Below are 25,146 nucleotides of genomic sequence, written 5' to 3' on the forward strand. Positions count from 1 at the left end.
GTGCGCGGCCCTAAGATAGGCGGGTGCCTGCCACTGCCGCCGCGAAGATCCCGCCCGAGGAGCGCCTTGTCAACCTCGTGGTGGCCCTCATCGCGACCGACCAGGGGCTGACGAAGGACACGATCCTCACCTCGGTCGCCGGCTATCGCGAGCAGAGTGAGGCGGGCGCGTCGAAGGATGCCCTCGAGAAGATGTTCGAGCGCGACAAGGAGTCGCTGCGGGGCCTGGGCGTGCCGATCGAGACGATCGGCGACTGGGCCGACCCCGACGATCTGCGCGAGGCGCGCTACCGCGTGCCGACCGCCGAGTACGAGCTGCCGGAGGACATCGAGTTCACGCCTGCCGAGCTGGCGCTCTTGACCCTCGCGGGCGGTGTGTGGAGTCAGAGCTCGATGTCGGACGACGCGCGCAGCGGTCTGCGCAAGATCCGGGCGCTCGGCGATCTGGTCGACGAGCCGATCATCGGGTTCTCGCCCCGGCTCAGCCTGCACGATCCTGCCTTCCCGCCGTTGCAGCAGGCGATCGAGCAGAGCACCGTCGTCACGTTCCCGTACCTCAAGCCGGGGGAGGACGCGCCGCGCACGCGCCGTGTGCAGCCGCTCGCCCTCGTCGAGTACGAGGGTCGCTGGCATGTGTTCGGCATCGACCTCGATGTCCGGGCCGATCGCACCTTCCTTCTGCAGCGCATCGTCGGGCCGGTCGTGCTCACACGCGTCTCGTTCGACCCGGCTCTGCGCGAGGGCGCCGGAGACCGGGCGCTCGCGGGGCTCGAGGAGGTCGCGGCGCGCAACTCGGCGCTCCTCGAGGTCAATCCCGGCACCGAGGCCGCCCTGCGGCTCGCCCGCCGGGCGCAACCGGCCGAGCAGGGCATCCGCGTGCCGTACGTCGACGAGCACATCTTCGCCGACGAGCTCGCCTCCTATGGACCCGAGGTGCGCGTGGTCGCACCCGCCGAGCTGCGGGATCGCGTGATCGACCGCCTCGCCGCGGCACGCGATCTGCATCGAGGAGTGTCATGAGCGCGCGCCGCCCACTGGTCGCCACCGATCGGGCCGCCCTCATGCTGCAGCTCGTGCCGTATCTCGTGGGCAAGGGCGAAGTCTCGCTCGCCGAGGCCGCCGACGAGTTCGACGTCTCACTCGAGCAGATGCGCTCGATGGTCGAGAAGCTCACGGTGATCGGACTGCCCGGCGACCGGGGCTACTGGCAGATGGCGAACGACCTGTTCGACATCGACTGGGACCTCCTCGACGAACGCGACCTCATCGTCATCACCAACTCGGTCGGACTCGAGCGGTCGCCCAAGCTCACAGCCCGCGAGGCGGCGGCACTGCTCGCCGGCCTGCAGCTGGCCCGCTCCATCCCCGGCGTCGGCGACACCGACCTCTACGCCGGCCTGCTCGCCAAGCTCGCCCGCGGAGCGTCCGGGATGCCGGCGGAGGTCATCCTCGCCCCCGAGCCGGTCGACGCCGTACGCGATCTCGTGGCAGACGCGCTGCGCCGCGGTGTCGCCGTCTCGTTCACCTACAAGGCGCCGGATGCCGCTCCGACGACCCGCACCGTCGACCCGGTCAAAGTGCACATCGCCAGCGGCCAGTGGTACCTGCAGGGCTGGTGCCACCTCCGTGAGGCGATGCGCACCTTCCACCTCGACCGTGTGAGCGACCCCGAGCTCACCGGCATCCCGAGCACGCACGCGGGGGAGCAGGCGCCGGACTGGTTCGACACCGACGCCGGCGAGGTGGTCGCTCGCATCCGCTTCGCCGAGGAGGTCGCGCCGCTGCTGGGCGACTACCTCGATCGCGCGACGCTCGTGACCTCCGACGGCGTCACGATCGCGACCATGCGCGTCGCCGACGAGCTGAGCCTGCGCCGTCTCGCGACACGCCGGGGAGGCGCCGTCGAAGTGCTCGAGCCCGCCGCTGCGCGCCGCGCCGTCGCGGAATGGGCGGATGCCGGCTTGGCGCAATACCGCTGAGGGCCCCGCCGCGTCGCCGCCGCAGGTTACACTGGAGCCACATCCGCACCGACAAGGGAGACTCCGCATGGGCGCATTCGGATGGCCGCATCTTCTGATCATCCTCGCGGTGATCCTGCTCCTCTTCGGGGCCGCGAAGCTTCCGGCTCTCGCCAAGAGCGTCGGTCAGTCCGCCCGGGTCTTCAAGGGCGAGATGAAGGCGATGAAGGACGACGACACGGCGGGCAAGTCCAAGACCGAGAACGTGGCGGCCGAGACTCCGAAGGCCGACACGCCTGCAAGCCCGAGCAGCAGCACCGCAGACCCGTCCTCCTGACCCGGGCGTGGTCACGACGGAGCCATCGCGCATCGAAGAGCCCGAGCAGCCTCGGCGCGACAAGCGGATGTCCCTCGGCGGGCACCTGCGCGAACTGCGGAAGCGATTCTTCATCGCTGCGGCCGGCCTTGTGGTCGGCATGGTCATCGCGTTCCTCATCAGCGGCTGGGTGATCGACCTGCTCGCGCAGCCGATCGTGCAGATCGCGAAGGCGCGTGGCGACCAGGACATCGCCCTCAACTTCACGACCGTCGCGAGTGGTTTCGACCTGCACATGCGGATCGCCTTCGCGATCGGCCTGCTGATCTCGGCACCGGTGTGGCTGTGGCAGATCTGGGCGTTCATCATGCCCGGGCTCACCCGCAAAGAGACCCGTTACACCATCGGCTTCCTCGGGGCCGCGATCCCGCTGTTCATGGCCGGCCTCTACGTCGGCTGGCTCATCATGCCGCACATGGTCGTGCTGATGGCGAACTTCGTGCCCAACGACCAGGGCATCGCCCAGTTCTACGACTACGCCACGTACTACGACTTCGTCTTCAAGCTGCTGCTGGTGATCGGGGTCTCCTTCGTCACCCCGGTCTTCCTCGTCGCCCTGAACCTCGCGGGTGTGGTGTCGGGCCGCGACATCCTCAAGGGGTGGCGCGTGGCGATCATCATCATCACGGTCTTCGCGGCCATGGCGACCCCCGCCGCGGATGTCACCTCGATGCTTCTTCTCGGGGGCATCCTGTGCGTGCTGTACTTCGCGGCGGTCGGCCTCTCCATGCTGTTCGACCGGCGGAGGGCGAAACGCGACAAGGCTGCGGGGCTCCTTCCGCCCGAGGTGTCGTGAGCGACCCCGCACCCGCCGAACGCTACGCGCGCGCCAGCGACGCCGCCCGTCTCGAGCGCACGTACCCGGTCACGGCGGCATTCGCGGCATCCCAGCGGTTCACCCTCGACCCGTTCCAGATCGAAGGATGCCGCGCACTCGAGGACGGCCGCAGCGTGCTGGTCGCCGCGCCCACGGGTGCGGGCAAGACGATCGTCGGCGAGTTCGCGGTTCATCTGGCCATGCAGACGCCGGGAGACAAGGCGTTCTACACGACGCCGATGAAGGCGCTGTCGAACCAGAAGTTCCGTGAGCTGCAGGACGTGTACGGCCCCGACGAGGTCGGCCTGCTGACCGGCGACACGAACATCAACGGCAACGCGCGGATCGTCGTCATGACGACCGAGGTGCTGCGCAACATGCTCTACGCCGACTCGCCGGCGCTGCGCGGCCTCAGGTATGTGGTCATGGACGAGGTGCACTATCTCGCCGACCGGTTCCGCGGCGCGGTGTGGGAGGAGGTCATCATCCACCTCGCGCCGAGCGTGCGGCTGGTGTCGCTGTCGGCCACCGTGTCGAACGCCGAGGAGTTCGGCGACTGGCTCGACACCGTGAGGGGAGACACCCAGGTCATCGTCTCCGAGACCCGCCCGGTGCCGCTCGAGCAGCATGTGCTCGTGCGGGGCGACCTGCTGCCGCTGTTCGACGACCGCGCCGGCATCGCCACCGCGCAGGTCAACCAGGAGCTCATGCGGATCCGGTCATTCAAAGGACCGAACTTCGAGAACAACCGGCGCGCCCAGCAGCTGCGCAGCGGCGACCGCGGTGAACGCGCGCGTTACGCGGGCGGCGGGTACGAGGCATCCCATCGGCGTCCGAACCGGGGCAACAAGCGGCCGGTGCGCTCTGCGAACGTGCAGCGGATCGAGCGGCTGGACCGCCCTGACGTCGTCGAGCTGCTGTCGCGGGCGAATCTGCTGCCCGCCATCTTCTTCATCTTCAGCCGCGTCGGCTGCGACGCCGCCGTGCAGCAGGTGCGACGCGCGGGCGTGCGGCTCACGTCGCAGGACGAGCGACGCGAGATCCGTGCGGTCATCGAGGAGCGCACCCGCTCGCTGCTCGAAGAGGACCTCGCCGTGCTGGGCTTCTGGGAGTGGCGGGAGAATCTCGAGCGCGGGGTCGCCTCCCACCACGCCGGGATGCTGCCGGCCTTCAAGGAGGTCGTCGAGGAGCTGTTCCAGCGCAAGCTCGTGAAGGTCGTGTTCGCCACCGAGACGCTCGCGCTCGGCATCAACATGCCCGCCCGCACCGTGGTGCTCGAGAAGCTCGAGAAGTTCAACGGCGAGGCACGCGTCGCGATCACCTCGGGGGAGTACACGCAGCTCACCGGACGGGCCGGACGTCGCGGCATCGACGTCGAGGGGCACGCGGTGATCCAGTGGACCGAGGCGCTCGACCCGCAGGCGGTCGCGGCCCTCGCGTCGCGGCGCACCTATCCGCTGAATTCCAGCTTCCGCCCGACGTACAACATGGCGGTCAATCTGATCGACCAGTTCGGCCGGGCCCGGGCGCGAGAGATCCTCGAGTCCTCGTTCGCGCAGTTCCAGGCCGACCGTGCGGTGGTGGGCCTCGCCCGCCAGGTGCGCGAGCAGGAGGAGTCGCTCGCCGGGTACGCCAAGGCGATGACGTGCGACCGCGGCGACTTCGCAGAGTACTCCGGCATCCGCCGGGAGCTCAGCGACCTCGAGAAACTGAACCGCAAGGATGTCAGCGCGGCACGGCGCACGCGCGACGAGCGGAATCATCGCATCACGAGCCTGCGCAAGCGCATGCAGCGGCACCCGTGCCATCAGTGCCCGGACCGCGAGCATCACGCCCGCTGGGCAGAGCGCTACTGGAAGCTCAAGCGCGAGATCGACAAGCTGCGCCGTCAGATCGACACGCGCACCGGCACGGTGGCGCGGATCTTCGACCGCGTCGTCGACGTGCTCGCCGCCCTCGAATACGTGGCCGTCGCGGACGACGGCTCGACCACGCTCACACCCTCGGGTCGCACCATGCGCCGCATCTACGGGGAACGCGATCTGCTGGTCGCCGAGTCGCTGCGCCGGGGGATCTGGAAGGACCTGGATGCCGCGTCCCTGGCCGCGCTCGCCTGTTCCCTGGTGTACGAGCCGCGGCGCGATGACGCCGGGCCGGGCGAACACGGTCTGCCGCGCGGCGCCTTCCGGCGCGCCTTCGACGCGACCCTCACGCTGTGGCAGGAGCTCGAAGACCTGGAGGAGGAGCACCGGCTGCCGGGCACCGAGCCGGTCTCGGCGGGCCTGGCGCTGGCGATGCACACCTGGGCGCGCGGCGGCATGCTCGACCGGGTGCTGACCGAGGCCGACATGGCGGCCGGCGACTTCGTGCGGTGGGCGAAGCAGACCATCGATCTGCTCGACCAGCTGTCGATCGTCGCCGACCAGCCGATCGCGGGGACCGCCCGCAAGGCGCTGGATGCCGTCCGTCGTGGCATCGTCGCCTACTCCACCGTGTAGCGCCGCCCGACGACCTCAGACCCCGCCCGGACGAACGCCATCCCTGGCTCGCCTAGGGTGGAATCCGTGCCACCCGACGCGCCGTCCCGTCCGCCGCTGCCGCGCCCGCTGCTGCCGCTGTGGGCGGCCGTCATCGCCGCGGCCGCCGGCGGACTCGCCCTCACCACGGCCTTTCCGGCGCTGGGTTGGTGGCCGATGGTGTTCGTCGCGATCCCGCTGACCCTGATCAGCCTCATCGGCCGGCGTATCTGGGCGGCCGTGCTGGTCGGCCTCGTCTTCGGCCTGGCGTTCTTCCTGGTGAACGTATCGTTCACCGCGCGCTATCTCGGTCCCGTCCCGTGGATCGCCCTCGCCACGCTCGAGGCGCTGCTGACCGCGGCGACGGCGGTTCCCATCGCGCTGGCCTACCGGTGGCTCCCGCGCGTGCGGACGGGCGCCTGGGCGCGCCTGCTCGCCCTCCCGGCGATCGTGGCAGCCCTCTGGGTTCTCAGGGAGCAGCTGCTCGGCACATGGCCGTACGGCGGCTTTCCGTGGGGACGCGTCGGCATCTCGCAGGCCGACAGCCCGCTCGCGAGCGTCGCATCCTGGGTGGGCGTCGCCGGCCTCTCCTTCCTCATCGTCATGCTGTGCGCGAGCGGTGTCGAGTGGGTGCGGCTCCGCCGGTATCGCGACATCCGCACGGCGATCCCGTTCGCCGTCGTCGCGATCCTCTTGTTCGCGCTCCCGCAGTTCCCGACCACGGATGCCGGGACCATGCGCGTCGGCGCGGTGCAGGGCAACGGGCCTGCCGGCTACTTCGACGAGCGCGGCCGCAACGACGTGCTCAACGCCCAGCTCCAGGCCACGGCCCCGCTCTTCGGCGAGGACCTCGACGTCCTGCTGTGGCCCGAGGGCGGCGTCGACTCGGATCCCACGATGAATGCGAGCACCGCCGCCACGCTGGACGCGCTCACGGATCGGCTGGAGGCGCCGCTCGTCGTCGCGGCGGTCACTCAGCGCGGCGACGAGTACTTCAACTCATCCCTGCTGTGGGAGCAGGACGCCGACAACCCGGTCGACGTGTATGACAAGCGGCACCCCGTTCCGTTCGGCGAGTACGTGCCCGATCGCTGGCTCTACCGCCTGTTCGCGCCGGACCTGATCGACCTCGTCCAGCGGGAGTACACACCCGGCGGCGCCCGGCCGTTCTTCGATGTGAACGGGGTCGGCGTCGGCCTCGCCATCTGCTTCGACGTGATCTACGACGACGTCATCTGGGATGGTGCGCAGGACGGCGCCGAGATCTACATGTTCCAGACCAACAACGCCGACTTCCGCGGCACCGACGAGAATCTGCAGCAGCTCGCGTTCGCGCGCATGCGCGCGGTCGAGACCGGCCGGTCCGTCGTCAACATCTCGACCGTCGGCACCAGTCAGATCATCGCCCCGGACGGGTCGGAGATCGCCGGCATCCCCGCCGATACCGCAGGCCACATGCTCGAAGACGTGCCGTTGCGCACCGGTCTGACCCCCGCGGTGACGTTCGGCGGCGCCATCCAGCTCCTGCTCGTGTGGGGCGGCGTGATCGCTCTGGTCAGTCTCGGAGTGCTCGGCCGCACGCGCCCTGGGGGGAACACGAAAACGCCGGCCCCGTAGGGCCGGCGTCGCGTGGATGCGGGTCAGGCGCTGAGCTTGTCGGCCGCGACGTTCTCGCCGGCTCCGCGGCGGGCGCGGATGAAGGCGAGGCGCTCCTCGAGGAGCTCTTCGAGCTCCGGAAGGGTGCGGCGTTCCAGCAGCATGTCCCAGTGGCTGCGGGGGATCTTGTCTCCGGAGTGGTCGACGGTCGCGGTGCCGTCGCCCACCCGCAGCAGCGCTTCGGCGCCGCACGTGCGGCACTCCCACGCGTTCGGGACCTCGGCGTCGGCCGCGAAGGTCAAAGTCGTGTCACGCCCACACACGGTGCAGGTGTAGCTGTGCTGTGCGCGTTCATGGAACACGACGCCCTCTTCGCTCTGTAGGCTCTGGGCGCCGAGTCGGATGCCGCGCAGACTGCGGTCTGCCATTTTGTGGTCCTCTCGTCGCTGTATAGGTATAACGAAGCGACCTGTGCGGATCATCCGAAGGAGCCCTGTTCACCCACCTTTCACAGTGGATGCACAGCGGGGCTGGCGCCGGGTCACGTGAGCGTGCTAAGACAGCGCGGCGAGAGCCACATCGGCGCGGTCGGTCACGATCCCATCGACTCCCATCGAGACGAGACGGACCATGTCGTCCGGCTCGTTCACCGTCCACACGTGCACCTCGACATCGTGCCGGTGAGCGGCGGCGAGGAGCCGCGGGGTGACGATGCGCAGCCGTCCCTGACGCTCGGGCACCTGCAGGGCATCGATGCCGGCCAGCGCGCGCGTGAGCAGTCGATCGGACCGTGCCGCCACGGCGGTGAGCACGCGGCCGATGGTGCCGCGACCCGCTGACGTCGCGGGACGGATGCCGCGTCCCGCCGCGTCGGCCGCATCGAGCGCCGCGCGCCGTCGTGCGTCCGAGAAGCTGGTGAGCAGCACCCGGTCTCCGAACGGCGCGATGGTCGCGCCGACGGCGGCTGCCGCATCCGTCGCCTTCACATCGAGGTTGAACCTCGTCGCCGGAAACGCGTCCAGCGCCTGTGCGAGGGTGATGAGCCCGCCGCGTCCGGTCATGAGCTCTGCGAGCTCCCGCACGGGGACGTCAGCGACCTTGCGGGGGTCGCCGGTCACGCGCGACAGGTCGTCGTCGTGGAAGAGCACCACCACGCCGTCGGCGGTCAGGTGGCAGTCGGACTCGACGTAATGAGCCCCGGCGGAGTGCGCGGCGGCCACGGCGGCGAACGAGTTCTCCACGATGCCGGTCCCGGCGGCCTCCGGCGTCACGAGACCTCGGTGCGCGAGCACGCGAGGCGCCGCGACCCCCGCGAACCACGGGTGCGTCACGGAGTGGGCGGGGTGACGGCCGGCGGCGGCCCGCCCAGCGCGGGCCCGCCCGAAGGGGCGCCCGTGCTCTGCGCGCGGCCCTTGGCCGCGGCATCCGTCATCACACCGGCGAAGGAGCCTGTCAGGCCCTTGAGCGCCTCGGTGAACTCGCTCGGGATGATCCAGAGCTTGCTGGACGCGCTGTCGGCGATCTTGGGGAGCGTCTGCAGATACTGGTAGGCCAGCAGCTTGTCGTCGGGGTTGCCGGAGTGGATCGCATCGAACACGGTCTGGATCGCCTCGGCCTCGCCCTGTGCGCGCAGCACGGCTGCCTGCTTGTCGCCTTCGGCCTTGAGGATCTCTGCCTGCCGGCGCCCTTCGGCCTCGAGGATCTGGGACTGCTTCGAGCCCTCGGCGGTCAGGATCGTCGCGCGACGCTCGCGCTCGGCGCGCATCTGCTTCTCCATCGAGTCCTGGATCGAGTGCGGCGGATCGATGGCCTTCAGCTCGACGCGCGAGACGCGGATGCCCCACTTGCCGGTGGCTTCGTCGAGCACCACGCGCAGCTGGCCGTTGATGTTGTCACGGCTGGTGAGCGCTTCTTCGAGGTTCAGGCCGCCGACGACGTTGCGCAGCGTGGTGGTCGTGAGCTGCTCGACGGCGCCCAGGTAGTTCGCGATCTCGTAGGTGGCGGCACGTGCATCGGTGACCTGGAAGTACACGACGGTGTCGATCGACACGACCAGGTTGTCCTCGGTGATCACGGGCTGCGGCGGGAACGAGACGACCTGCTCGCGCATGTCGATGAGGGGACGCAGACGGTCGATGAAGGGCACCAGCAGGTTCAGGCCCGGCATGAGCGTCTTGTGGTAGCGGCCCAGACGCTCGACGACGCCGGCGCTCGCCTGCGGGATGATGCGGACGGATCGGAAGATGACCACCAGTACGAAGATGAAGACCGCGATCGCGAGGATCCAGCCGATCACCGCGGGGATGGTGGAAGCGAAATCGTTCATACGGGAGCGGGTCCTAAACTGCGGGGGTCGGGGGAGTGGGGGAGTCGGAGCGCACGACCGCGGTCGCGCCGTCGATGCGGCTCACGCGAACCGGCATGCCGGGTTCCAAGTCGCCGGCCTCGGTACGGGCGGTCCAGATGTCGCCGTTGGCGAGCTTGACCTGGCCGCCATGGGCTCCGACGGACGAGACGACGGTGCCGCGCAGCCCGATGAGGGCGTCCACATTGGACGGCGTCGGGTCTTCGCCGCGTCGCAGTCGCCGCAGCAAGGGCGGTCGCAGCACCAGCACGAGGATCGCGGCGACGCCTGCGGCGATGATCACCTGGAGCCAGATCGGCGCTCCCAGCAGATCGGCGAGCAAGCCCGCGAGACCGCCGATGCCGAGCATCAGAAAGGTGAAATCGAGCGTCAGCATCTCGATGACGAGGAACACCAGGATGAGCACCAACCAGCCGATCCACGCCCACTGTTCGATGGTGTCGATGAGCTCCACGATGCGCCTCCTACGCTCGAACCTAGCAGGTAGGGTCTACACGTGACTGAGACATCCAACCCGCTTCCCGAGAGTTCCCTGAGCGGCAAGACCGCACTCGTGACGGGCTCGTCCCGAGGCATCGGCGCCGACACCGCGCGCTACCTCGCACAGGCCGGCGCGAACGTCGTCATCAACTACCGCAACAAGGCCCCGCGGGCCGAGAAGCTCGCGACGGAGCTGCGCGAACTCGGTGTGCAGGTGCTCGTGGTCGGTGCGGACCTCACGGATCCGGCATCCGTCCAGGCCATGTTCGACGAGGTCGCCCGCACCTTCGGCGGGCTCGACATCCTGGTTCTCAATGCGTCGGGCGGCATGGAGTCCGGCATGGCGGAGGACTACGCCCTGCTGCTCAACCGCGATGCGCAGGTGAGCGTTCTCGAGACCGCGCTGCCGCTGCTGGGAGACGGCTCTCGGGTCGTCTTCGTCACGAGCCACCAGGCGCACTTCATCCGCACGACGCCGACGATGCCCGAGTACGAGCCGGTCGCCCTCTCCAAGCGCGCCGGCGAGGATGCGCTCCGCGAGCGGATCCCCGCGCTGACCGAACGCGGCGTCGAGTTCGTGGTCGTCTCGGGCGACATGATCGAGGGCACCATCACCGCCACCCTGCTCGAGCGTGCCAACCCGGGAGCGATCGCTGCGCGTCGCGAGGATGCGGGCAAGCTCTACAACGTCTCCGAGTTCGCCGCCGAGGTCGCCCTCGCCGCCCTCGAGCCGGTGCCCGCCGACAACACCCGTCTGGTCGGCGACGTCTCGTCGTTCGGGGCGGAGTGATCGATGCGGGCACAGGACATCGAGACCCTCGTCTCCGTCGGACGCCCCGCGATCGCCACTGACGGCTCCTTCGCCGTCTTCGCGTCGTCGCGTCCTGACATCGCCGCCAACCGGGCCGTCGGCCAGCTCTGGCGCGTCGACCTCCCCGGCGGGGCTCCGCGCCGCCTCACCCGCGGCGTCGCCGACGGGTCTCCGAAGCTCTCGCCCGACGACTCGCGCATCGCCTTCGTGCGCGCCGACGCCAAGGGCAAGCCGCAGGTGCACGTCGTCGTGGCAGGCGGCGGCGAGCCGGTGCAGGCCACCGAGGCGACGCTCGGCGTCGAGGATTTCGCGTGGTCGCCCGACGGCGCGACGATCGCCTACCTCGCGCGCGTTCCCGAGAAGGGCCGCTACGGCAGCGTGGAGGGGCTGGATGCCGGGGCGGAGGCGCCGCGGCACATCACCGGTGTGCGCTGGCACGCGAACGGACTGGGCTACATCGGCGATCGTCCCGCACACGTCTTCGTGATCGCGGCGCCCGAGCCCGACTCCGAGCCGTTCTACGAGCCCGCCGCTGCCGTGCGCGCCGACGAGGCCACGCCGCCGAAGAAGATCCTGGTCGCCGCCGAGGCGCGAGCGCTGACCGAAGGCTCCACGTCACACGGCGGTCTGGCGTTCACGGCCGACGGTCGCGAGGTGCTGACGGTCCCGGACGACATCGAGGCCGACCGCCGAGACCTGCGCAACCGCCTCATCGCGATCTCGGTCGACGGGTCGGGCGAGCGCGAGATGCTCTCGGCCGAGGCCGGCCTCTCGCTGTCGGGGCTCGACGTCGCCGGTGACGGCACCATCGTCCTGTTGGCCAGCGAGGTCGGCGAGGGCGTCGACTTCGTCGCGCCGGGCGTCGGTCTCTGGCTGCTCGACGAGGGCGTCCCCGCGCGTGTCACCGATGCCGACACCATCGACCTCGGCGAGGTCGGCAGCCACATCACGGCCGTGGGCGACGACTTCCTGGTGCAGGACCGGACGCGCGGGCGCGTGCGGCTCATCCGCGTCAGTCGCGACGGCTCCCTCTCGGAGGTCCTCGGCGGCGACGTCGAGGTGACCGGCCACGCCGCTGGAGGCGACCTCGTCGTCGCCGCCGTGGCGCGTCCCGACTCGTACGGCGAGCTCGTGCTCGTCGAGGACGGCGGAACCCGCACCCTGACCTCGTTCGGGGCGCCCGCCGCGGCATCCGGCATCGCCCTGCCGCACGAGCTCACCGTCACTGGGCGCGACGGCTACCCGGTGCACGGGTGGGTCGCCGCGCCCGAGGGCGAGGGGCCGTTCCCGGTCATCCTGCAGATCCACGGCGGCCCGTTCGCGTCCTACGGCGTGCACCTCTTCGATGAGACGCAGGTGCTCGTCGATGCCGGCTACGCGGTGGTCTACTCCAATCCGCGCGGCTCGGCGGGATACGGGCGCGCGCACGGGCGCAGCATCCGTCAGCAGATGGGAACCGTCGACTTCGCCGACGTCATCGACTTCCTCGACGGCGCCATCGCCGCCGACGCGCGCCTGGACGGCGAGCGGGTCGGCGTCATGGGCGGCTCGTACGGCGGCTACCTGACGGCCTGGGTCATCGCGCACGACCACCGGTTCGCCGGCGCGATCGTGGAGCGGGGCTTCCTCGAACCTGTCTCGTTCCAGGGAACGAGCGACATCGGCTCGTTCTTCGGCGACGAGTACGTGGGCGTCTCGGCCGACGACATCGTGCGGCAGAGCCCGATGGCCGTCGTCGGCCAGGTGACCACGCCGACCCTGGTGATGCACTCGGAGCTCGACTTCCGCTGCCCGCTGGAGCAGGCGACGCGCTACTACTCGGCACTCAAGCGCCAGGGCACCGAAGCGGAGCTGCTGGTGTTCCCCGGTGAGAACCACGAGCTCACCCGGTCGGGCCAGCCGCGTCACCGCGTCGAGCGGTTCGATGCGGTGCTGGACTGGTGGCGCCGCCACCTGCCCGTGGACTGACGCGGACGCGGAACGACGACGGCCCCGGGAGCGATCGCTCCCGGGGCCGTCGTTCTGATCCGGCTGGGATCAGATGTCGCCCTTGAAGGTGAAGGCGCGCACGATGTTGATGATGCCGAGGACGATGAGCGAGATGCCCAGGATCCACCACAGCACGATGACGCCCCAGATCGGGGAGAACAGCACGATGATTCCCGCGATGATGCTCAGGATGGCGAAGAAGATCGACCAGCCCTTCGACGCGGCGTCACCGAGAGTCGACAGTGCGACGATGCCCTCGACGATCCACATGATGCCGATGAGGATTCCGAGGAACAGTGCGAGCCAGGCGGTGGTCTGACCGATGTTGAACAGCGCCACGACGCCGGCGATGATGAACAGGATGCCGAGGGCGATGTGCCCGACGCGGGCCCAGCCACCCTTGGTCTTCGAGAAGATCCCCAGACCGGCGTAGACGAGCCCGGCGGCGATGGCGTAGATCGCGATGATGACGGTGACGACGGCGGCGGTCTTTCCCGGCCAGACCAGGATCAGGATGCCGACGATGAGAGCGAGGACGCCGCCGACGCCGAGCGCCGTGCGGATCCCGTTGACGGCCGACTTCTCGGCTTCGGATGCAGTAGACATGGGGGCCTTTCTGAGAGTTCCCTGTACGTGGTGCGGGCAAAAGCTTAGACCCGCTGTCGAACTTCCGCGCGACCGTGAACGTGTGTTGCCGGATGCCCATCGCCCCGACGGGCCGAGCCGCGCTACCGTGAGCGTGCGCGACCGTGAGTGTGTGCCCCGGCGCGGCGCACAGGAGGAGGAGTTCGATGGCCGTCGTCTCGAGGGGGTTCGGAGCACGCCGTCGCGAGAGCGATCCACGGCTGCCACCCGGCCAGTACCTGACCGAGGACTTCCCGGTGCTGTCGGCGGGGCCCACGCCTCGCATCGACCTGGATCAGTGGCGGTTCGGCATCCGCACCGGGGGCGGCGCCGAGGTGTCCTGGACGTGGGACGAGTTCCAGGCGCTGCCGATCGAGGATGTCGACACCGACATCCACTGCGTGACCCGCTGGTCGAAGCTCGGCACTTCGTGGCGAGGCGTGTCACTGGACACGCTGCTCGAGAGCGTCGAATCCGACGCGTCGTACGCGATGGCGCACTCCTACGGCGGATACACGACGAACATCCCGCTGGACGAGCTGCGCGACGGACAGGCGTGGGTCGCCTTCGAGTTCGAGGGCGAGCCTCTCGACCCCGAGCATGGCGGGCCGGCCCGGCTCCTCGTACCGCACCTCTACTTCTGGAAGAGCGCGAAGTGGGTGCGCGGTCTCACGCTGATGGACGACGACGAGCCCGGATTCTGGGAGCAGAACGGCTACAACATGCACGGCGATCCCTGGACCGAGGAACGGTATTGGTGACCGTCGGAGGCTGGCAGCCTGCGCGCGTGGTCGATGCCGTCGACGCGACGCCGTCGGCGCGCCTGCTGAAGCTTCAGGTGCCCGGATGGCCGGGGAACGATGCCGGCCAGCATGTCGACATCCGCCTCACGGCCGAGGACGGCTATCAGGCGGTGCGCTCGTACTCGATCGGGTCGTACGGGCCGGGCGACACCATCGAGCTCGCCGTCGATGAGATCCCCGAGGGCGAGGTCTCGCCCTACCTCGTGCGCGATGTCCTGCCTGGCGACGAACTCGAGGTCAAGGGCCCGCTGGGCGGTTACTTCGTGTGGCGGCCCGGGGGAGTGGAGCCCGTGCAGCTCATCGCGGGCGGGTCGGGCATCGTGCCTCTGATGGCGATGGTGAGGGCCGCCAGGGATGCCGGGGCCGCGGCATCCTTCCGGCTGCTGTATTCGGTGCGCACGGCCGAAGACGCGATATATCGCGATGAGTTGGCGCGGGTGGCCACCGACGGGGGAGTAGGACTCACCTGGCGATACACGCGTGCGGCACCGACCGGCTGGCAGGGGCGCGTGGGGCGTGTCGATGGTGACGTGCTGCGGGGAGCCACCTGGGATCCGGATCGGCAGCCGATCGTCTACGTCTGCGGCCCGACGGGCTTCGTCGAGCACGTCGCCGATGCACTCGTCCAGCTGGGACATCCGTCGGCACGAATCAGGACCGAACGCTTCGGAGGTGCATGATGCGGGCAGAGATCGCTACCAGCACGGTCGACGGCAACGCCGCCGCAGGTCTGCTGTGGGACGTCTTCGAGACCGACGTCACGGCGTTGATCGCGGTGTGCGGCGGGTGTCACCAAGGAGCGCCGGTCGCCGCGGCCGTCGTCGAGATCGACGAGGCGGCCGCCATCGTGCGCTGCCGCACGTGCACGCACACGCTGTTCACGGTGCTGCGGCAGGACGGCCGGGCGCGGCTCGTCATCGGGAGCCTGCACGAGATCGTCCGCCCCTGATGAGCAGCGGGCTCAGGCGGCCGGCGACGGTCTGACGCACCCGGCTACCCGAGCAGCAGCGTCGCGACGATCAGCACGGGGACGCATCCGATCGTGGTCAGGAAGACGGTGTCGCGCGAGATCGTCTCGCCCACGTCGTAGCGCTGCGAGTAGTTGAAGACGTTCTGCGCGGTGGGAAGGGCGGCGAGCACGGTGACCACCAGCACGTCGTGTGCGGCGAGCCCGAAGACGAACTCCGCCAGCGCCCACGCGATCACCGGCATCGCGACGAGCTTCAGGCCGGTGGCGAGCATGATGTCGCGCCGGCGGCCGGAAGGCGCCAAGACGCGCTGGCCGTGCAGGGAGATGCCGTAGGCGATCAACAGGATCGGCACGCAGGCGTTCGCGATCAGCACGGCGGGTTCCATCACGATCGGCGGCAGTTCGATGCCCGACACCGAGACGAGGGTGCCGAGCAGCGAACCGAGCACGATCGGGTTCGTGGCGACGCGCGCGATCGCGCGCCACAGCGACGAGCGGGCAGTGGTGACGGCATCCAGGATCGCCATCGTGATCGGCGTGAACACCAGGAGCTGCATCAGGATCACCGGTGCGGGGTACGCGGCGCTGCCGAGCAGGTAGAGCGAGAGGGGGATGCCGATGTTGTTGGAGTTGACCTGGCCGGCGCTCAGCGCGCCGATCACGGTCTCACCGACCGACCGCCGCCAGGCGACCCGGGCGATGAGCGCGTGCGCGAGGATCACAGCGATGGCGGCGATCGCGGACACGGGCAGGAGCGCCGAGAACAGCGTGTGCACGTCGGCCTGTGCCAGCACGACGAACAACAGGAACGGCGAGAGCACGAAGAACGTCAGCCGGGCCAGCACGGGGCGCGCATGCTCGCCCAGGAGGTCGACGCGACCCAGGATCCAGCCCAGCAGGATCGCCACACCCACCACGACGAACCCGGTGAGCGACTCCAGCATGATCCGAGCCTAGGAAATCGTTCTCTCGGGGGCGAATCGGGCGTCGCCGTCTGGCAGACTGGCACGCGCTGTACGAAGGGAGTCACGGATGCCGCAACCCCGCGACCGCGCTACGCGCAAGGCCGATCTGCTCGCCGCGCTCACCGCGCCGGCCGTCGACGTCTGGGTGGCGAGCGCGTCACCCGATGCGGCGCCGCATCTCGTGCCGCTGTCGCTGGCGTGGGTCCACGACCGGGTGGTCATCGCCGTCGAGGGCGGATCGGTCACGGCCCGCAACATCGAGGCGTCCGGCGTGGCGCGCCTCGGCCTCGGGCCGACGCGTGATGTGGCAATGATCGACGCCGTGCTCGAGCGCTCGGTCGGAGTCGATGACGACGAATCGCTCGGCGCCGCGTACGCGGCACAGGCCGACTGGGATCCGCGAGGACTCGCGGGGTACGTGTTCCTCGTGCTCCGACCGACGCGCATCCAGGCGTGGCGCGAGTCGAACGAGCTGGCCGGTCGCATCCTGATGCGCGACGGCGAGTGGGTGGTCTGACCGGCGGCCACCGGAGGCATCATCCTCGGGGACGAGCTCGACCATCGGGAGCCGGCGAAGTTTCTGGAGCGAGATCGTCAGCGGCTCGCGTGTGCGCCTTTTCTTTTACAAGCAGCTCGTCGAGCCGGCTCTGCCGCTCGTGTCGCTCGGTGTTCTCCGGCAGCGGTGGCTTTTCGGCGGCGTCTCTTTCGTGGCCTACATCCGATGTCCGGCCGGAAGCGGTGCAACGGGTTGGTGTTCCCGTATGCGCCGATAATGCACATTATGTCAGCTCGAGTCTTTGTTGCCCTTCTGCGAAGTCTGCAATCACCCTCCCCTCGCGCAGACGGGTCGGTTGGCGGGCGAAGATGCTGATGCGGTCGCCCTGTTAAGAAAGCGGGCATCCGGTGGCGCTCGTGGCGGCGCCTGGGTCACACATGGTCTCCGTCCACTGAGGTTCGCCATCGTAGGAATCGAACGCGTTCGTCGTGTAGACGGCGACCTCGGCGCCAGTCCCTGCGAACGCGAAAGAAACGACCGGATCGCCGTCCGAGGTCGGGAACTCCAGGCGAGCTCGGCAGGCTGACCTGAAGAGACTGCCGCCGCCGAACTCCGCGCCGACGCGAGCTGCGGTACCCGCCGGGCATCCGCCCCTCCCCCGCTGCACAACTGACCCCGATACCGGACAAGCCAAGTGAGCACTTGCGAGCGAGTTTGGCATTCGGTCTCGCGCCGACAGATCGATGTACGAGCGACGCGCAGCGCACGATCGTCGGTGGCTCGACGAACCCCGCGTGCAGGCGGCCCTCTCCCCCACGGACCGGTCCGCGTTGGAGAACCTGTGCGCACGACTGCCCGAGCTGCTCCCCCACAAGACCGCCTGCCTGACGCACGGCGACCTGTGGGCGCAGAACGTGCTCAGCACGGCGGACGGGCAGCCCGCGCTGATCGACCCCGCCGTCTCCTACATGTGGGCAGAGGTGGACCTCGCCCACCTGTGGACGACAGGTCCACCTCCCGAGGCACGGGTCTTCTTCGACCGCTACGCGGAACTCACCGACCTCGATCGAGACTGGCGTGAGCGCATGCCGATCCTCCAGCTGCGCCAGCACCTCGCCGTCATCGCCCAGTCCGATGACGACTGGGGTGCAGCGGACACGGTGCGGACGACGTTGGCGCCGTTCCGGCGAATCACTCGGACCTGATCCGGCCACGGCAGGTGCGCGTCGCCGATCACGTTCCCGGTCGCAGCACGCTGCAGCACAATGCGTGAAGTGGCAGAACCGCGGCAGAGGATGCGAATTCGAACTCTCTTCTCCTGAAGAGCGAATGGGCCGTTCGCTGCGTGATTCCGCGGCCTCAAGAGAGGAAAGCTCCGCCGCCTGCATTGCTCGACACCGAGATACGCGGCGTGTCGCCGGTCAATGCGCTTCGGTCCGCCGGCATAGGTGGCGGGGGACGAATTCTCGGAACAACAACCACACCGAGCAAGCAGGCCGGGGCACCTGTTCCGTGACTCAAGGAGGTCGGGATAATGATGCGATGCCCGCCGTCATCATCGAAGTCCGCCGTCAGTACGCAGCCGACCAAGAAGTCGCCATCATGAACGCCGTCCACGCAGCGCTCGTCCGCGCCTTCGAGATACCGGCCGAGGACCACAACGTGCGTCTCGTCGTCCACGAACCACATCGATTCACGTGCTCGCCGGAGCTCGCGCATCCGGAGTATCGGACGATCGTCTCGATCGACTGTTTCGCCGGTCGAAGCCTGCTCGCCAAGCGGCGGCTCTACCAGGCGATTGTCGAAGGCTTGGAGCCGCTGGGCATTCCCCGGGATCATGTGTCAACCATCCTTCACGAGATCGCTCTCGAAAACTGGGGCGTCGGCGGCGGGCACGCCGCTAGCGACGTCGACCTCGGGTTCACCGTGAATGTATGAACTCGCCGACCGTCCGTAGCGCTCCCCCACACCTCGCTGCAGGAAGGAAGTCAGGGGTCATCGGCGATGCCGTGGCTTCTCGCGCAATAGCGGGTGGCGGCTCTGGGCCGCGTGGAGCGCCGGGATGAACTGGGCAGGAGCGCGAGGAGCCGCCAGAGCGTCCTACCCACGATCGACGCAATCGCCGGAACGGCGATCGCCGGGTTCGGCATCCGCCTCGCAAACGCCAAGTAGAACGTCGTCAGCCATACGGACGGAAAACTCTCTGCTCGCGGCGAGTCGCACCCGCCCGCGAGCGGGTCGTTCACGCGTCAGGACGGGCTGATGATCAGGTACCTCTCGTCTGTGATGGGTCCACCCCAGTAGGACGGGTCGTTCAGCCTGCGGACTTGCACGTCTTTGCGCTGATCACTGACGAGTCGGAAGCATTCGTCAGCAGTCAGGCCCGCTCCCGTGTGCCAGCGACCTTCGATGAGGATCAGCACGCCGTTCGGGGTGAGGAGCTCGATCCACTTCTTCAGCGCTGCCGCAGGATCGTGCATCGCCCACAAGACATGGCGGCACAGAACCACATCGAATGTCCCCGGCGGCAGCGGTGGCTCGGCAGCATCGGCCACGACGAACACCGGCCGTGAGGTTGTCTGTTCCGCCTTTGCGTGCGCTCGGCGAATCATCTCGGGTGAGAAGTCCACACCGCTCACGAGGTGCCCGCCGTCGGCGGCCAAGAGGAGTGACAGGGTGCCGGTGCCACACCCGAGGTCGGCGACCCGGAGCCCGCGACCGTTGATCAGGGGAATCAGCAGATCTGCCCAGGCCCGGCGCACCTCGGGGTCCCGGAGTCCGTGATCGGCCGCATCATCGAAGGCCACCGCTTCCGCATCCCACAGGGCTCTCGCGTCGTCCGTCATCCCCCTATGCTTCCACTCGGCAGCGACCAGACACTTCTGTCGATACCGCTTCGCCGTTGTGGGCAATGAGCCACGCTCTGGCGCCGGAGTCCAGCCTCGCCCACCACTCGATGGAATCCATGTGGCCACCATCGCACCAGCGGAAGCCGGCGGAAAACCGGTCGGTGAGCGAGCGGAGTGGGAGTGCTCGGGCGTCGGCTGGGGCGGCTTGCGACTCAAGCTGGGAGATCGCGCCTCACCGCTCAAGGAGGTAGAACCGGAAGGCGGCGAACCCGTCGATCGGCAAGACGCCGACGGCTGAGAAGCCTGCTTCGTGAGCGTAGCGTTCGAGGGTCGCGTGTCGCATGACCGTGCCGGTCGCGACCGACCCCGGTGTTGACATCGAGTCAGGGAGGCAGATCAGCAGACTGTACCCGTACATCGCCCGCTCGGTGTCGTCGCCCGGGGGCGAGAACGCCTCGGCGACAGCTTCGTCCATCACTACGACGACACCGTCAGATCTGACCGCGCGACTGATCGCGGACAGTACGGCGACGGGGTCCGGCATGTCGTGCAGTGCTTCGAAGACGAATGCGGCGTCGTAGCGGTCTTCTCCCCTATCGGCGAGCTGCTCTCCCCGGAGTTCGGAGAATGTCACGTTCTCGAGCCCTGCGGCATGCTCGTGTGCCGCCTCGATGGCGGGCGCATCGATGTCGAACCCGTCGACGATCGCATCCGGGTACGCCCGGGCAAGGCCTATCGTCGACCACCCGTGACCACACGCGACATCGGCGATCCCGGCATCAGGCCTCGACAGCACCTCGTGCACCTGCGGGACAGATGCGAGCGCTTTCGCAAGCACATTCTCGAACCAGGGGCGGTTGATATCGCCCTGCCCATCGCGCACGGCAGCACCGAACGCCGCCCAAGGTACGCCTCGACCCGAGCGGTAGGCGTCCATGAGGTCGGGCATGCGCAGCGCGACCGCTGCGAACATGTCCGCCAGCGGCGCGGAGTACCCGAGACATGCGCCGTCGGTGAGTACCGCCGCCTGCGCGGCTGGCAGACGGAACCTCAGCTCGTCGCCCTCGCCGTCGCTGTCGAGGATGCCCGCAGTCGCCTGCTGCTCAAGCCACTCGCGCGCGTACCGCCGATCGATGGCGGTTCGCGCGGCGAGCTCAGCCGCCGTGGCCGGCGCATCCCTGAGCACCGCGTAGAGCCCAAGGCTGGAACCGATGTGGATGGATAGCGTTTCCATCCCGCCGAGGAACCTGTCGAACACCCACCCCGCGAATTCCTCGACCGACTGCTCATCGGTCTTCTCGCCGTCGCGATCCACCGTGACGTCCATCCGCACCCCCGTTGAAAATGACGGCATCAACGAGCGACATGCTAGAACTCGCGCCCGCCATCCACCAGGCATCCGATGCCCGCCCACGGCACGTCACCTCACACCGTGGCGGCTAGGCAGCGACCACGCCGACGGGTGGCTTTCCGCGCACTTTCGGGAGGATCAGCGAGTCAGGAAGGCGAGTTCCGTCTCCCAGCGGGTCTTGCGTGGTTCGGCGCGCGGATCGGTGATGTAGATCTCGAATCGCCCAGCCCAGCCGGTGCCGGCGCCGGCTTCTCCGACGTCGAACAGAATCTGCCGCTCTTCGGCCCAATCGAACAGCAGCCGGTGAGCCCGCATCGAGTGGTTGACGTATCGCAGGACGACGTAGTCACCGCCCGGCATCGTGCCCGTGCGGACCTTGTCATCACCGGGGCTGGTCGCGAACGCACCGACCTCGATGTCCATGTCACCGGCCATGTCGACAGTGTGCAATCGCAGGTAGAACGAGCCGTCCGGCCGGACGGCGTGGACGTGCATCCACTCGATGACCTCCGCGATGAGCCGGTCGCGTTCGGCGAGCATCCCACGGAACGGAGTGCGCTTTCGGATGCCGAGGGTGGGGCGCTGCTCGCGGTACTCGAGGCGAGGGCCGTCGACAACGTCCATGCCAGCTCCCTTCCATAGCGATCGTGTTGACGGTACTGCACCGCCAACTTGCGCGGCGGTGCCGTCTGCGGGATCAGCTCACAGAGAGGTGATCCAGAGGCGCTGCCGCGTGAAGCGACAGGGACGAACTGTCATGAACCATGGCTCGCGTGCCGGTCGTCGAGCGCGCAGATATTCGGCTGGGTGAGAACACGGTGTCGTGCCGTCATTCGGGACGCCTCTCCACCCACGACACCATCGGATAGAGGCGCGCGCGTTTGACCGCGCTGCTAGCTTCTCGCTGGGGATGATCGATGCGCAACGAGCTATATCTGAGGAAGTGAGACGGAGCTTCGCCGACCCCCTCATGGACGCTCGTCAGAAACGGTCTGGCTAGGGCCGGCTCATCATATGTCCCACAGTCCGATGCGATTAGCGAAGTCTTCGGCGATGCGAGACACGACGCCGTCGTCCGCCACCGCGTCTCGTAGATCGTTGGCTGACGCGGCAGCGCCGTCGCACCACGCCAGCAGCTGATCGAGTTCTCCCGCGAGATCAGGGCGATGTCTGCGCCAGCGAGCCGCCGCTGTCGCCCGGTCGGTCGACCACGTGCCCTCGGTCACGCTGACGAGTCCAGCGGTCGCGAGCAGCGTCTTGCGGCCGACCAGCCTACCGAGGGCCGCGGCATCCGCGGTGCCTGCTTGCCGCCACCGGTCCAGCGCGTGACGGATGTCGCCATTGAACCCGCGTGCCGCGCGTGCGTCCCCCGGGAATCGGTCGTCGCCGACGGGCGAGTGGCCGAGAAGCGGAACGCAGTAGTGACGCAGGAACACCCGATTGCCGTAGGCCTCGTCGCCGGGCCCCTCGTGATCGTGTCGCCCGGCCACAGCAATTGCGACCTCGCGGCAGACCGACCGGTGCGCGTGGGACAGTTCCCGAGAGAGCGCCGCGGCGTGCTCCTTCTCGACACCGATCGCGATCAGATCGACGTCCGACCGGCCAGGCTCCGCCATTCCGGTGGCCACTGAGCCGTACAGCAGCAGGGCGGCATCCGTGTCGATCGCCTCTCGCCGCCGGAGATCGTCGAACGCGGACGTCGCATCGAGGACGACCTGCTCGAAGGCCGACGGGACACGATCGCGCGACGCCCCCGTACGGATACAGCCGTCGGTGGCCAGCCCTTCGTGAGGGTCACGCATGAGATGAGGGTAGTTGGCCGGTCACCCCTGCTCGAGTTCGCCGTCGGCACGGAACGATGAGCGGTCCACATGCGTGCGTCAGACGCCTGGTCGCTGGCGACGCGCGCCTTAGTCGTCCTGGAATAGCGGCTGAGGCGAACGCTATAGACCGACTCGGGCACTCCTCGTCCCTTATGCCGCGACACAACATCCATCACCGCGACATACAGCCAGAGCCGGTGCGCGGGCGACTGCCGAGGGACCGCACCCTTGCGCGTCCGTCACGGGCGGGGCGCGACCTGCAGGTGCTCGCCGGGAAGGCGTCGTGCGTGTCCGAGGGTCAGTACCGGTCCATCACAATCGATCCGAGAACGGCATACAGCTCCTCGACGCTCTCCCGCGGGGATCCCGGCCGGAACGACGCGTCGATGATGAGCGGCCCCAAGTCGACGTCGACCTGGTAGATGATGTCTGTCTGCCCTGCGACGTGGTTGTCCTGCGGCTGAGCGCCTGCGTGGGTGGCCGGCCATGCCACGTAAGCGCCCTCGTCGCAGGACGCGATGTCGAGATCCTCGGGTACGGTGAGCTCGAGTCGAAGCGCGATGGTTCCTTCGTCCTCCGAAGGATCGTCGATGATCACTGAACGCGCCTCTGTCGCGGCACGGCCGTTCTGCGCCGAAAGTCCGATCTGCGGATAGCTCATGAGAACGAGGTGGCCATCGGCATGGGTGTGGTCTGCGAGGTCGATCGGACTCAAGTCCGTGGTTCGCCGGCATGGGTCGGGATAGACGCCTGAGGGCGTCCAGAAGCTGATCGCCACCTCACCAGGTTCCCCGAGATCCTTGCCGATGTACACGTCGCCGGTCTCCCACCCGGGTGGGACGGTGTACTCGACGGTCTGAAAGTCTGACGCGCCAGGGTTCGCGTTGTTCAGAACATAGGTCGTGCCGTTCACGACGGGCAGTGGCTGTGGGCCATCGAAGGCAGGAACGTTGAACGGCTCAGCGGCACCAGTCGGCAACGCGGGCATATCCGTCGGCTCGGCGAGTGGCGTGCCGGTCGGTGAGGCGGACTCAGGCGTCACCGTGCATGCCGTGAGGCAGGCGCCTGCGAACAGGAGCGCGCCCAGACCTGCGGAGACTCGCGACGCACCCCACACACCACCCCGGCGATCCGAAGATGCCCCCATGGGCGCATTGTCCACCCCCGGGAGCCCCGCGGCAAGAGCTCGCCGTCGTCGCCCCCTCGGACCGGACCGAGCGCGACCAAAATCCGGCTGTCGGCACCCAGCCATGCGGTATCTAGCGCGTTACTCAGCTCGCGCGCAGCCGGTCCATCTCTGGGCGAGATCGCCTACGCGGCGACGATGCGTGCGCGGGCTCGGGCGTCAATGAGGATGTCGACGTTGTCGGTCCGCTGCTCCGCGGAGCCGCGGCCATACGGAAGTGTTCTCACCTCGTCGCGAACGATGCCACCGAGTAGCTGGCTCACGATCAATGGGTTCGGGTGGATGTGGGGGGCGATCCCAGAAGGGCACGATGGCCTGCGTCGCCATGGTGAGGCCGAGAGTGTTCTGCTCGCGCAGCAACACCTCGAGTGCACGGGCGAGGCCGGACTGTCGATCGGCGTCGTCGTCTGCGTGGAGTGTCTTGTTGAGCGGCTCGCTAAGTTCCTTCGCGCGTGTGAGGCGGTTGAACGACGTGCCGAACCATTTCGCGTAGGGGGGCCAGCGTCGTTCGAGCATGAACGCCAGGTGCATGGTGATCTGAGTCAGGCGGGCGGCGATGACGCGAGAGCCGGCTTCGTCGCCGACCTCGGCGGCGCGGCTCATCAGCGGGAGTTCCTGCGCCAGGCGGATCCAGTCGCACGCGAGGATGTAGCGCCAAACGTCGTCTGGGTACCAGGCCAGCGCATGGCGGGCCGCAATGAGCGCTCCGTCGCTATCGATGAACACGGGACCGGCGGTGACCTCGAGTGCGGCTTGTCCGGTAAGCGACAGCCAGTCTTCGACGGACGGGCCTATGCGCGGGTCGAAGCCGAGGCGTGCGTCAAGAAACGCGGAGACTGAGGTGACGTCCACGTGGTGGCGGCGCTCGGTCTGACCGGTGAATGCGAAGCGGGTCGGGAGCCCCTCGTACGTCTCGGGAAGCTGTCGCTCGAGTTCTCGATCTACCTCGTCGACGGCGTCCGCCGGTACGAACAGGTTCAGTCGGAGGCCCCAGTCGTGGTCTTGGGAGGTGCCGTCATCGAATCCGAGGACGTCGGAGCCCGAACCGACGCGGCCCGCAGCATATGGGAGGTGAGGGAACCGCTCCGCGAGTATCGGGAACACCAGATCCGAGTGGTAACGCCGCGCAAGATCGACGCCGTTCCAGCCGTTTTGCTTCACGGTTCGATCAT

At 68.5% G+C, this 25,146-nt stretch carries 26 protein-coding genes; 14 read left to right on the plus strand and 12 right to left on the minus strand.

What is annotated here, in order from left to right; all coding sequences use genetic code 11:
* Nucleotides 1-23 precede the first annotated feature (23 nt).
* The 6 genes from NCG93_RS02760 (at nucleotide 24) to lnt (ending at nucleotide 7,283) form a co-directional block, all read left to right on the plus strand.
* Nucleotides 24-1,019, plus strand: a complete 996-nt coding sequence (locus NCG93_RS02760) for a helix-turn-helix transcriptional regulator (RefSeq protein ID WP_194415549.1) — start codon at nucleotides 24-26, stop codon at nucleotides 1,017-1,019.
* Entirely contained in the window at nucleotides 1,016-1,978 is a 963-nt protein-coding gene (locus tag NCG93_RS02765) for a helix-turn-helix transcriptional regulator (protein WP_194415547.1), read from the plus strand. Before NCG93_RS02760 ends, NCG93_RS02765 begins: the two co-directional genes overlap by 4 nt.
* Nucleotides 1,979-2,045: 67 nt before the next feature.
* The gene (gene tatA / locus NCG93_RS02770) at nucleotides 2,046-2,294 is read left to right on the plus strand and encodes a Sec-independent protein translocase subunit TatA (RefSeq protein WP_194415545.1); all 249 of its coding nucleotides are present in this window, start codon (nucleotides 2,046-2,048) and stop codon (nucleotides 2,292-2,294) included.
* A 67-nt stretch (nucleotides 2,295-2,361) separates the two neighbouring features.
* Nucleotides 2,362-3,129, plus strand: a complete 768-nt coding sequence (gene tatC, locus NCG93_RS02775) for a twin-arginine translocase subunit TatC (protein ID WP_194416072.1) — start codon at nucleotides 2,362-2,364, stop codon at nucleotides 3,127-3,129.
* Complete coding sequence (locus NCG93_RS02780; RefSeq protein ID WP_194415543.1) at nucleotides 3,126-5,648, plus strand: DEAD/DEAH box helicase; 2,523 nt, start codon at nucleotides 3,126-3,128, stop codon at nucleotides 5,646-5,648. Before tatC ends, NCG93_RS02780 begins: the two co-directional genes overlap by 4 nt.
* A 66-nt stretch (nucleotides 5,649-5,714) precedes the next feature.
* Nucleotides 5,715-7,283 carry an apolipoprotein N-acyltransferase gene (gene lnt, locus NCG93_RS02785; protein ID WP_252787419.1) on the plus strand — a complete coding sequence of 523 codons (1,569 nt, stop codon included), beginning with the start codon at nucleotides 5,715-5,717 and terminating at the stop codon, nucleotides 7,281-7,283.
* Between the two features lie 23 nt (nucleotides 7,284-7,306).
* Here lnt and NCG93_RS02790 read toward each other — a convergent pair whose 3' ends face one another.
* The 4 genes from NCG93_RS02790 to NCG93_RS02805 all read right to left on the minus strand — a co-directional run bounded on the left by NCG93_RS02790 (nucleotide 7,307) and on the right by NCG93_RS02805 (nucleotide 10,081).
* Nucleotides 7,307-7,690: an RNA polymerase-binding protein RbpA gene (locus tag NCG93_RS02790; protein ID WP_194415540.1), complete on the minus strand. Its 384-nt coding sequence runs from the start codon at nucleotides 7,688-7,690 to the stop codon at nucleotides 7,307-7,309.
* Between the two features lie 126 nt (nucleotides 7,691-7,816).
* Nucleotides 7,817-8,593, minus strand: coding sequence for a glycerophosphodiester phosphodiesterase family protein (locus tag NCG93_RS02795; protein WP_194415538.1), 777 nt, complete (start codon nucleotides 8,591-8,593; stop codon nucleotides 7,817-7,819).
* Nucleotides 8,590-9,588, minus strand: a complete 999-nt coding sequence (locus tag NCG93_RS02800; protein WP_194415536.1) for an SPFH domain-containing protein — start codon at nucleotides 9,586-9,588, stop codon at nucleotides 8,590-8,592. Before NCG93_RS02800 ends, NCG93_RS02795 begins: the two co-directional genes overlap by 4 nt.
* A gap of 13 nt (nucleotides 9,589-9,601) precedes the next feature.
* Nucleotides 9,602-10,081, minus strand: a complete 480-nt coding sequence (locus tag NCG93_RS02805; protein WP_194415533.1) for an NfeD family protein — start codon at nucleotides 10,079-10,081, stop codon at nucleotides 9,602-9,604.
* 42 nt (nucleotides 10,082-10,123) lie between these two features.
* Here NCG93_RS02805 and NCG93_RS02810 point away from each other — a divergent pair, with 42 nt between their 5' ends.
* On the plus strand, nucleotides 10,124-10,897 hold the full coding sequence (locus tag NCG93_RS02810; RefSeq protein WP_194415531.1) for an SDR family oxidoreductase: 774 nt from the start codon (nucleotides 10,124-10,126) through the stop codon (nucleotides 10,895-10,897).
* A gap of 3 nt (nucleotides 10,898-10,900) precedes the next feature.
* Nucleotides 10,901-12,886 carry a S9 family peptidase gene (locus tag NCG93_RS02815; RefSeq protein ID WP_194415530.1) on the plus strand — a complete coding sequence of 662 codons (1,986 nt, stop codon included), beginning with the start codon at nucleotides 10,901-10,903 and terminating at the stop codon, nucleotides 12,884-12,886.
* Nucleotides 12,887-12,955: 69 nt separating this feature from the next.
* On the opposite strand, the gene NCG93_RS02820 is transcribed toward NCG93_RS02815, so the two are convergent.
* On the minus strand, nucleotides 12,956-13,513 hold the full coding sequence (locus NCG93_RS02820) for an HdeD family acid-resistance protein (RefSeq protein ID WP_194415527.1): 558 nt from the start codon (nucleotides 13,511-13,513) through the stop codon (nucleotides 12,956-12,958).
* Between the two features lie 185 nt (nucleotides 13,514-13,698).
* Here NCG93_RS02820 and NCG93_RS02825 point away from each other — a divergent pair, with 185 nt between their 5' ends.
* The 3 genes from NCG93_RS02825 to NCG93_RS02835 are packed head-to-tail and all read left to right on the plus strand — an operon-like array spanning nucleotide 13,699 to nucleotide 15,283.
* Entirely contained in the window at nucleotides 13,699-14,292 is a 594-nt protein-coding gene (locus NCG93_RS02825) for a sulfite oxidase-like oxidoreductase (RefSeq protein ID WP_194415525.1), read from the plus strand.
* The gene (locus tag NCG93_RS02830) at nucleotides 14,289-15,014 is read left to right on the plus strand and encodes a ferredoxin reductase (protein WP_194415523.1); all 726 of its coding nucleotides are present in this window, start codon (nucleotides 14,289-14,291) and stop codon (nucleotides 15,012-15,014) included. Before NCG93_RS02825 ends, NCG93_RS02830 begins: the two co-directional genes overlap by 4 nt.
* Nucleotides 15,011-15,283: a DUF6510 family protein gene (locus NCG93_RS02835; protein ID WP_241742200.1), complete on the plus strand. Its 273-nt coding sequence runs from the start codon at nucleotides 15,011-15,013 to the stop codon at nucleotides 15,281-15,283. Before NCG93_RS02830 ends, NCG93_RS02835 begins: the two co-directional genes overlap by 4 nt.
* Nucleotides 15,284-15,327: 44 nt before the next feature.
* Here NCG93_RS02835 and NCG93_RS02840 read toward each other — a convergent pair whose 3' ends face one another.
* Entirely contained in the window at nucleotides 15,328-16,248 is a 921-nt protein-coding gene (locus NCG93_RS02840; RefSeq protein WP_194415521.1) for an AEC family transporter, read from the minus strand.
* An 88-nt stretch (nucleotides 16,249-16,336) separates the two neighbouring features.
* Here NCG93_RS02840 and NCG93_RS02845 point away from each other — a divergent pair, with 88 nt between their 5' ends.
* The 3 genes from NCG93_RS02845 (at nucleotide 16,337) to NCG93_RS02855 (ending at nucleotide 18,703) form a co-directional block, all read left to right on the plus strand.
* On the plus strand, nucleotides 16,337-16,786 hold the full coding sequence (locus NCG93_RS02845) for a pyridoxamine 5'-phosphate oxidase family protein (protein WP_194415520.1): 450 nt from the start codon (nucleotides 16,337-16,339) through the stop codon (nucleotides 16,784-16,786).
* A 722-nt stretch (nucleotides 16,787-17,508) separates the two neighbouring features.
* Nucleotides 17,509-17,970 carry a fructosamine kinase family protein gene (locus tag NCG93_RS02850; RefSeq protein ID WP_206687841.1) on the plus strand — a complete coding sequence of 154 codons (462 nt, stop codon included), beginning with the start codon at nucleotides 17,509-17,511 and terminating at the stop codon, nucleotides 17,968-17,970.
* Nucleotides 17,971-18,307: 337 nt separating this feature from the next.
* On the plus strand, nucleotides 18,308-18,703 hold the full coding sequence (locus NCG93_RS02855; protein WP_194415518.1) for a tautomerase family protein: 396 nt from the start codon (nucleotides 18,308-18,310) through the stop codon (nucleotides 18,701-18,703).
* Between the two features lie 311 nt (nucleotides 18,704-19,014).
* On the opposite strand, the gene NCG93_RS02860 is transcribed toward NCG93_RS02855, so the two are convergent.
* The 6 genes from NCG93_RS02860 to NCG93_RS20290 form a co-directional block, all read right to left on the minus strand.
* The gene (locus NCG93_RS02860; protein ID WP_194415516.1) at nucleotides 19,015-19,611 is read right to left on the minus strand and encodes a class I SAM-dependent methyltransferase; all 597 of its coding nucleotides are present in this window, start codon (nucleotides 19,609-19,611) and stop codon (nucleotides 19,015-19,017) included.
* 235 nt (nucleotides 19,612-19,846) lie between these two features.
* Nucleotides 19,847-20,941, minus strand: a complete 1,095-nt coding sequence (locus NCG93_RS02865; protein ID WP_194416065.1) for a class I SAM-dependent methyltransferase — start codon at nucleotides 20,939-20,941, stop codon at nucleotides 19,847-19,849.
* Between the two features lie 162 nt (nucleotides 20,942-21,103).
* Entirely contained in the window at nucleotides 21,104-21,589 is a 486-nt protein-coding gene (locus NCG93_RS02870; protein ID WP_194415514.1) for a GyrI-like domain-containing protein, read from the minus strand.
* A gap of 386 nt (nucleotides 21,590-21,975) precedes the next feature.
* The gene (locus NCG93_RS02875; protein WP_194415512.1) at nucleotides 21,976-22,767 is read right to left on the minus strand and encodes a nucleotidyltransferase domain-containing protein; all 792 of its coding nucleotides are present in this window, start codon (nucleotides 22,765-22,767) and stop codon (nucleotides 21,976-21,978) included.
* A gap of 319 nt (nucleotides 22,768-23,086) precedes the next feature.
* Nucleotides 23,087-23,950 carry a hypothetical protein gene (locus tag NCG93_RS02880; RefSeq protein WP_194415510.1) on the minus strand — a complete coding sequence of 288 codons (864 nt, stop codon included), beginning with the start codon at nucleotides 23,948-23,950 and terminating at the stop codon, nucleotides 23,087-23,089.
* A gap of 183 nt (nucleotides 23,951-24,133) precedes the next feature.
* Nucleotides 24,134-25,135, minus strand: a complete 1,002-nt coding sequence (locus tag NCG93_RS20290; RefSeq protein WP_194415509.1) for a DUF4037 domain-containing protein — start codon at nucleotides 25,133-25,135, stop codon at nucleotides 24,134-24,136.
* Nucleotides 25,136-25,146 lie beyond the last annotated feature (11 nt).

This window comes from Microbacterium yannicii (genome assembly GCF_024055635.1).
Lineage (GTDB): Bacteria > Actinomycetota > Actinomycetes > Actinomycetales > Microbacteriaceae > Microbacterium > Microbacterium yannicii.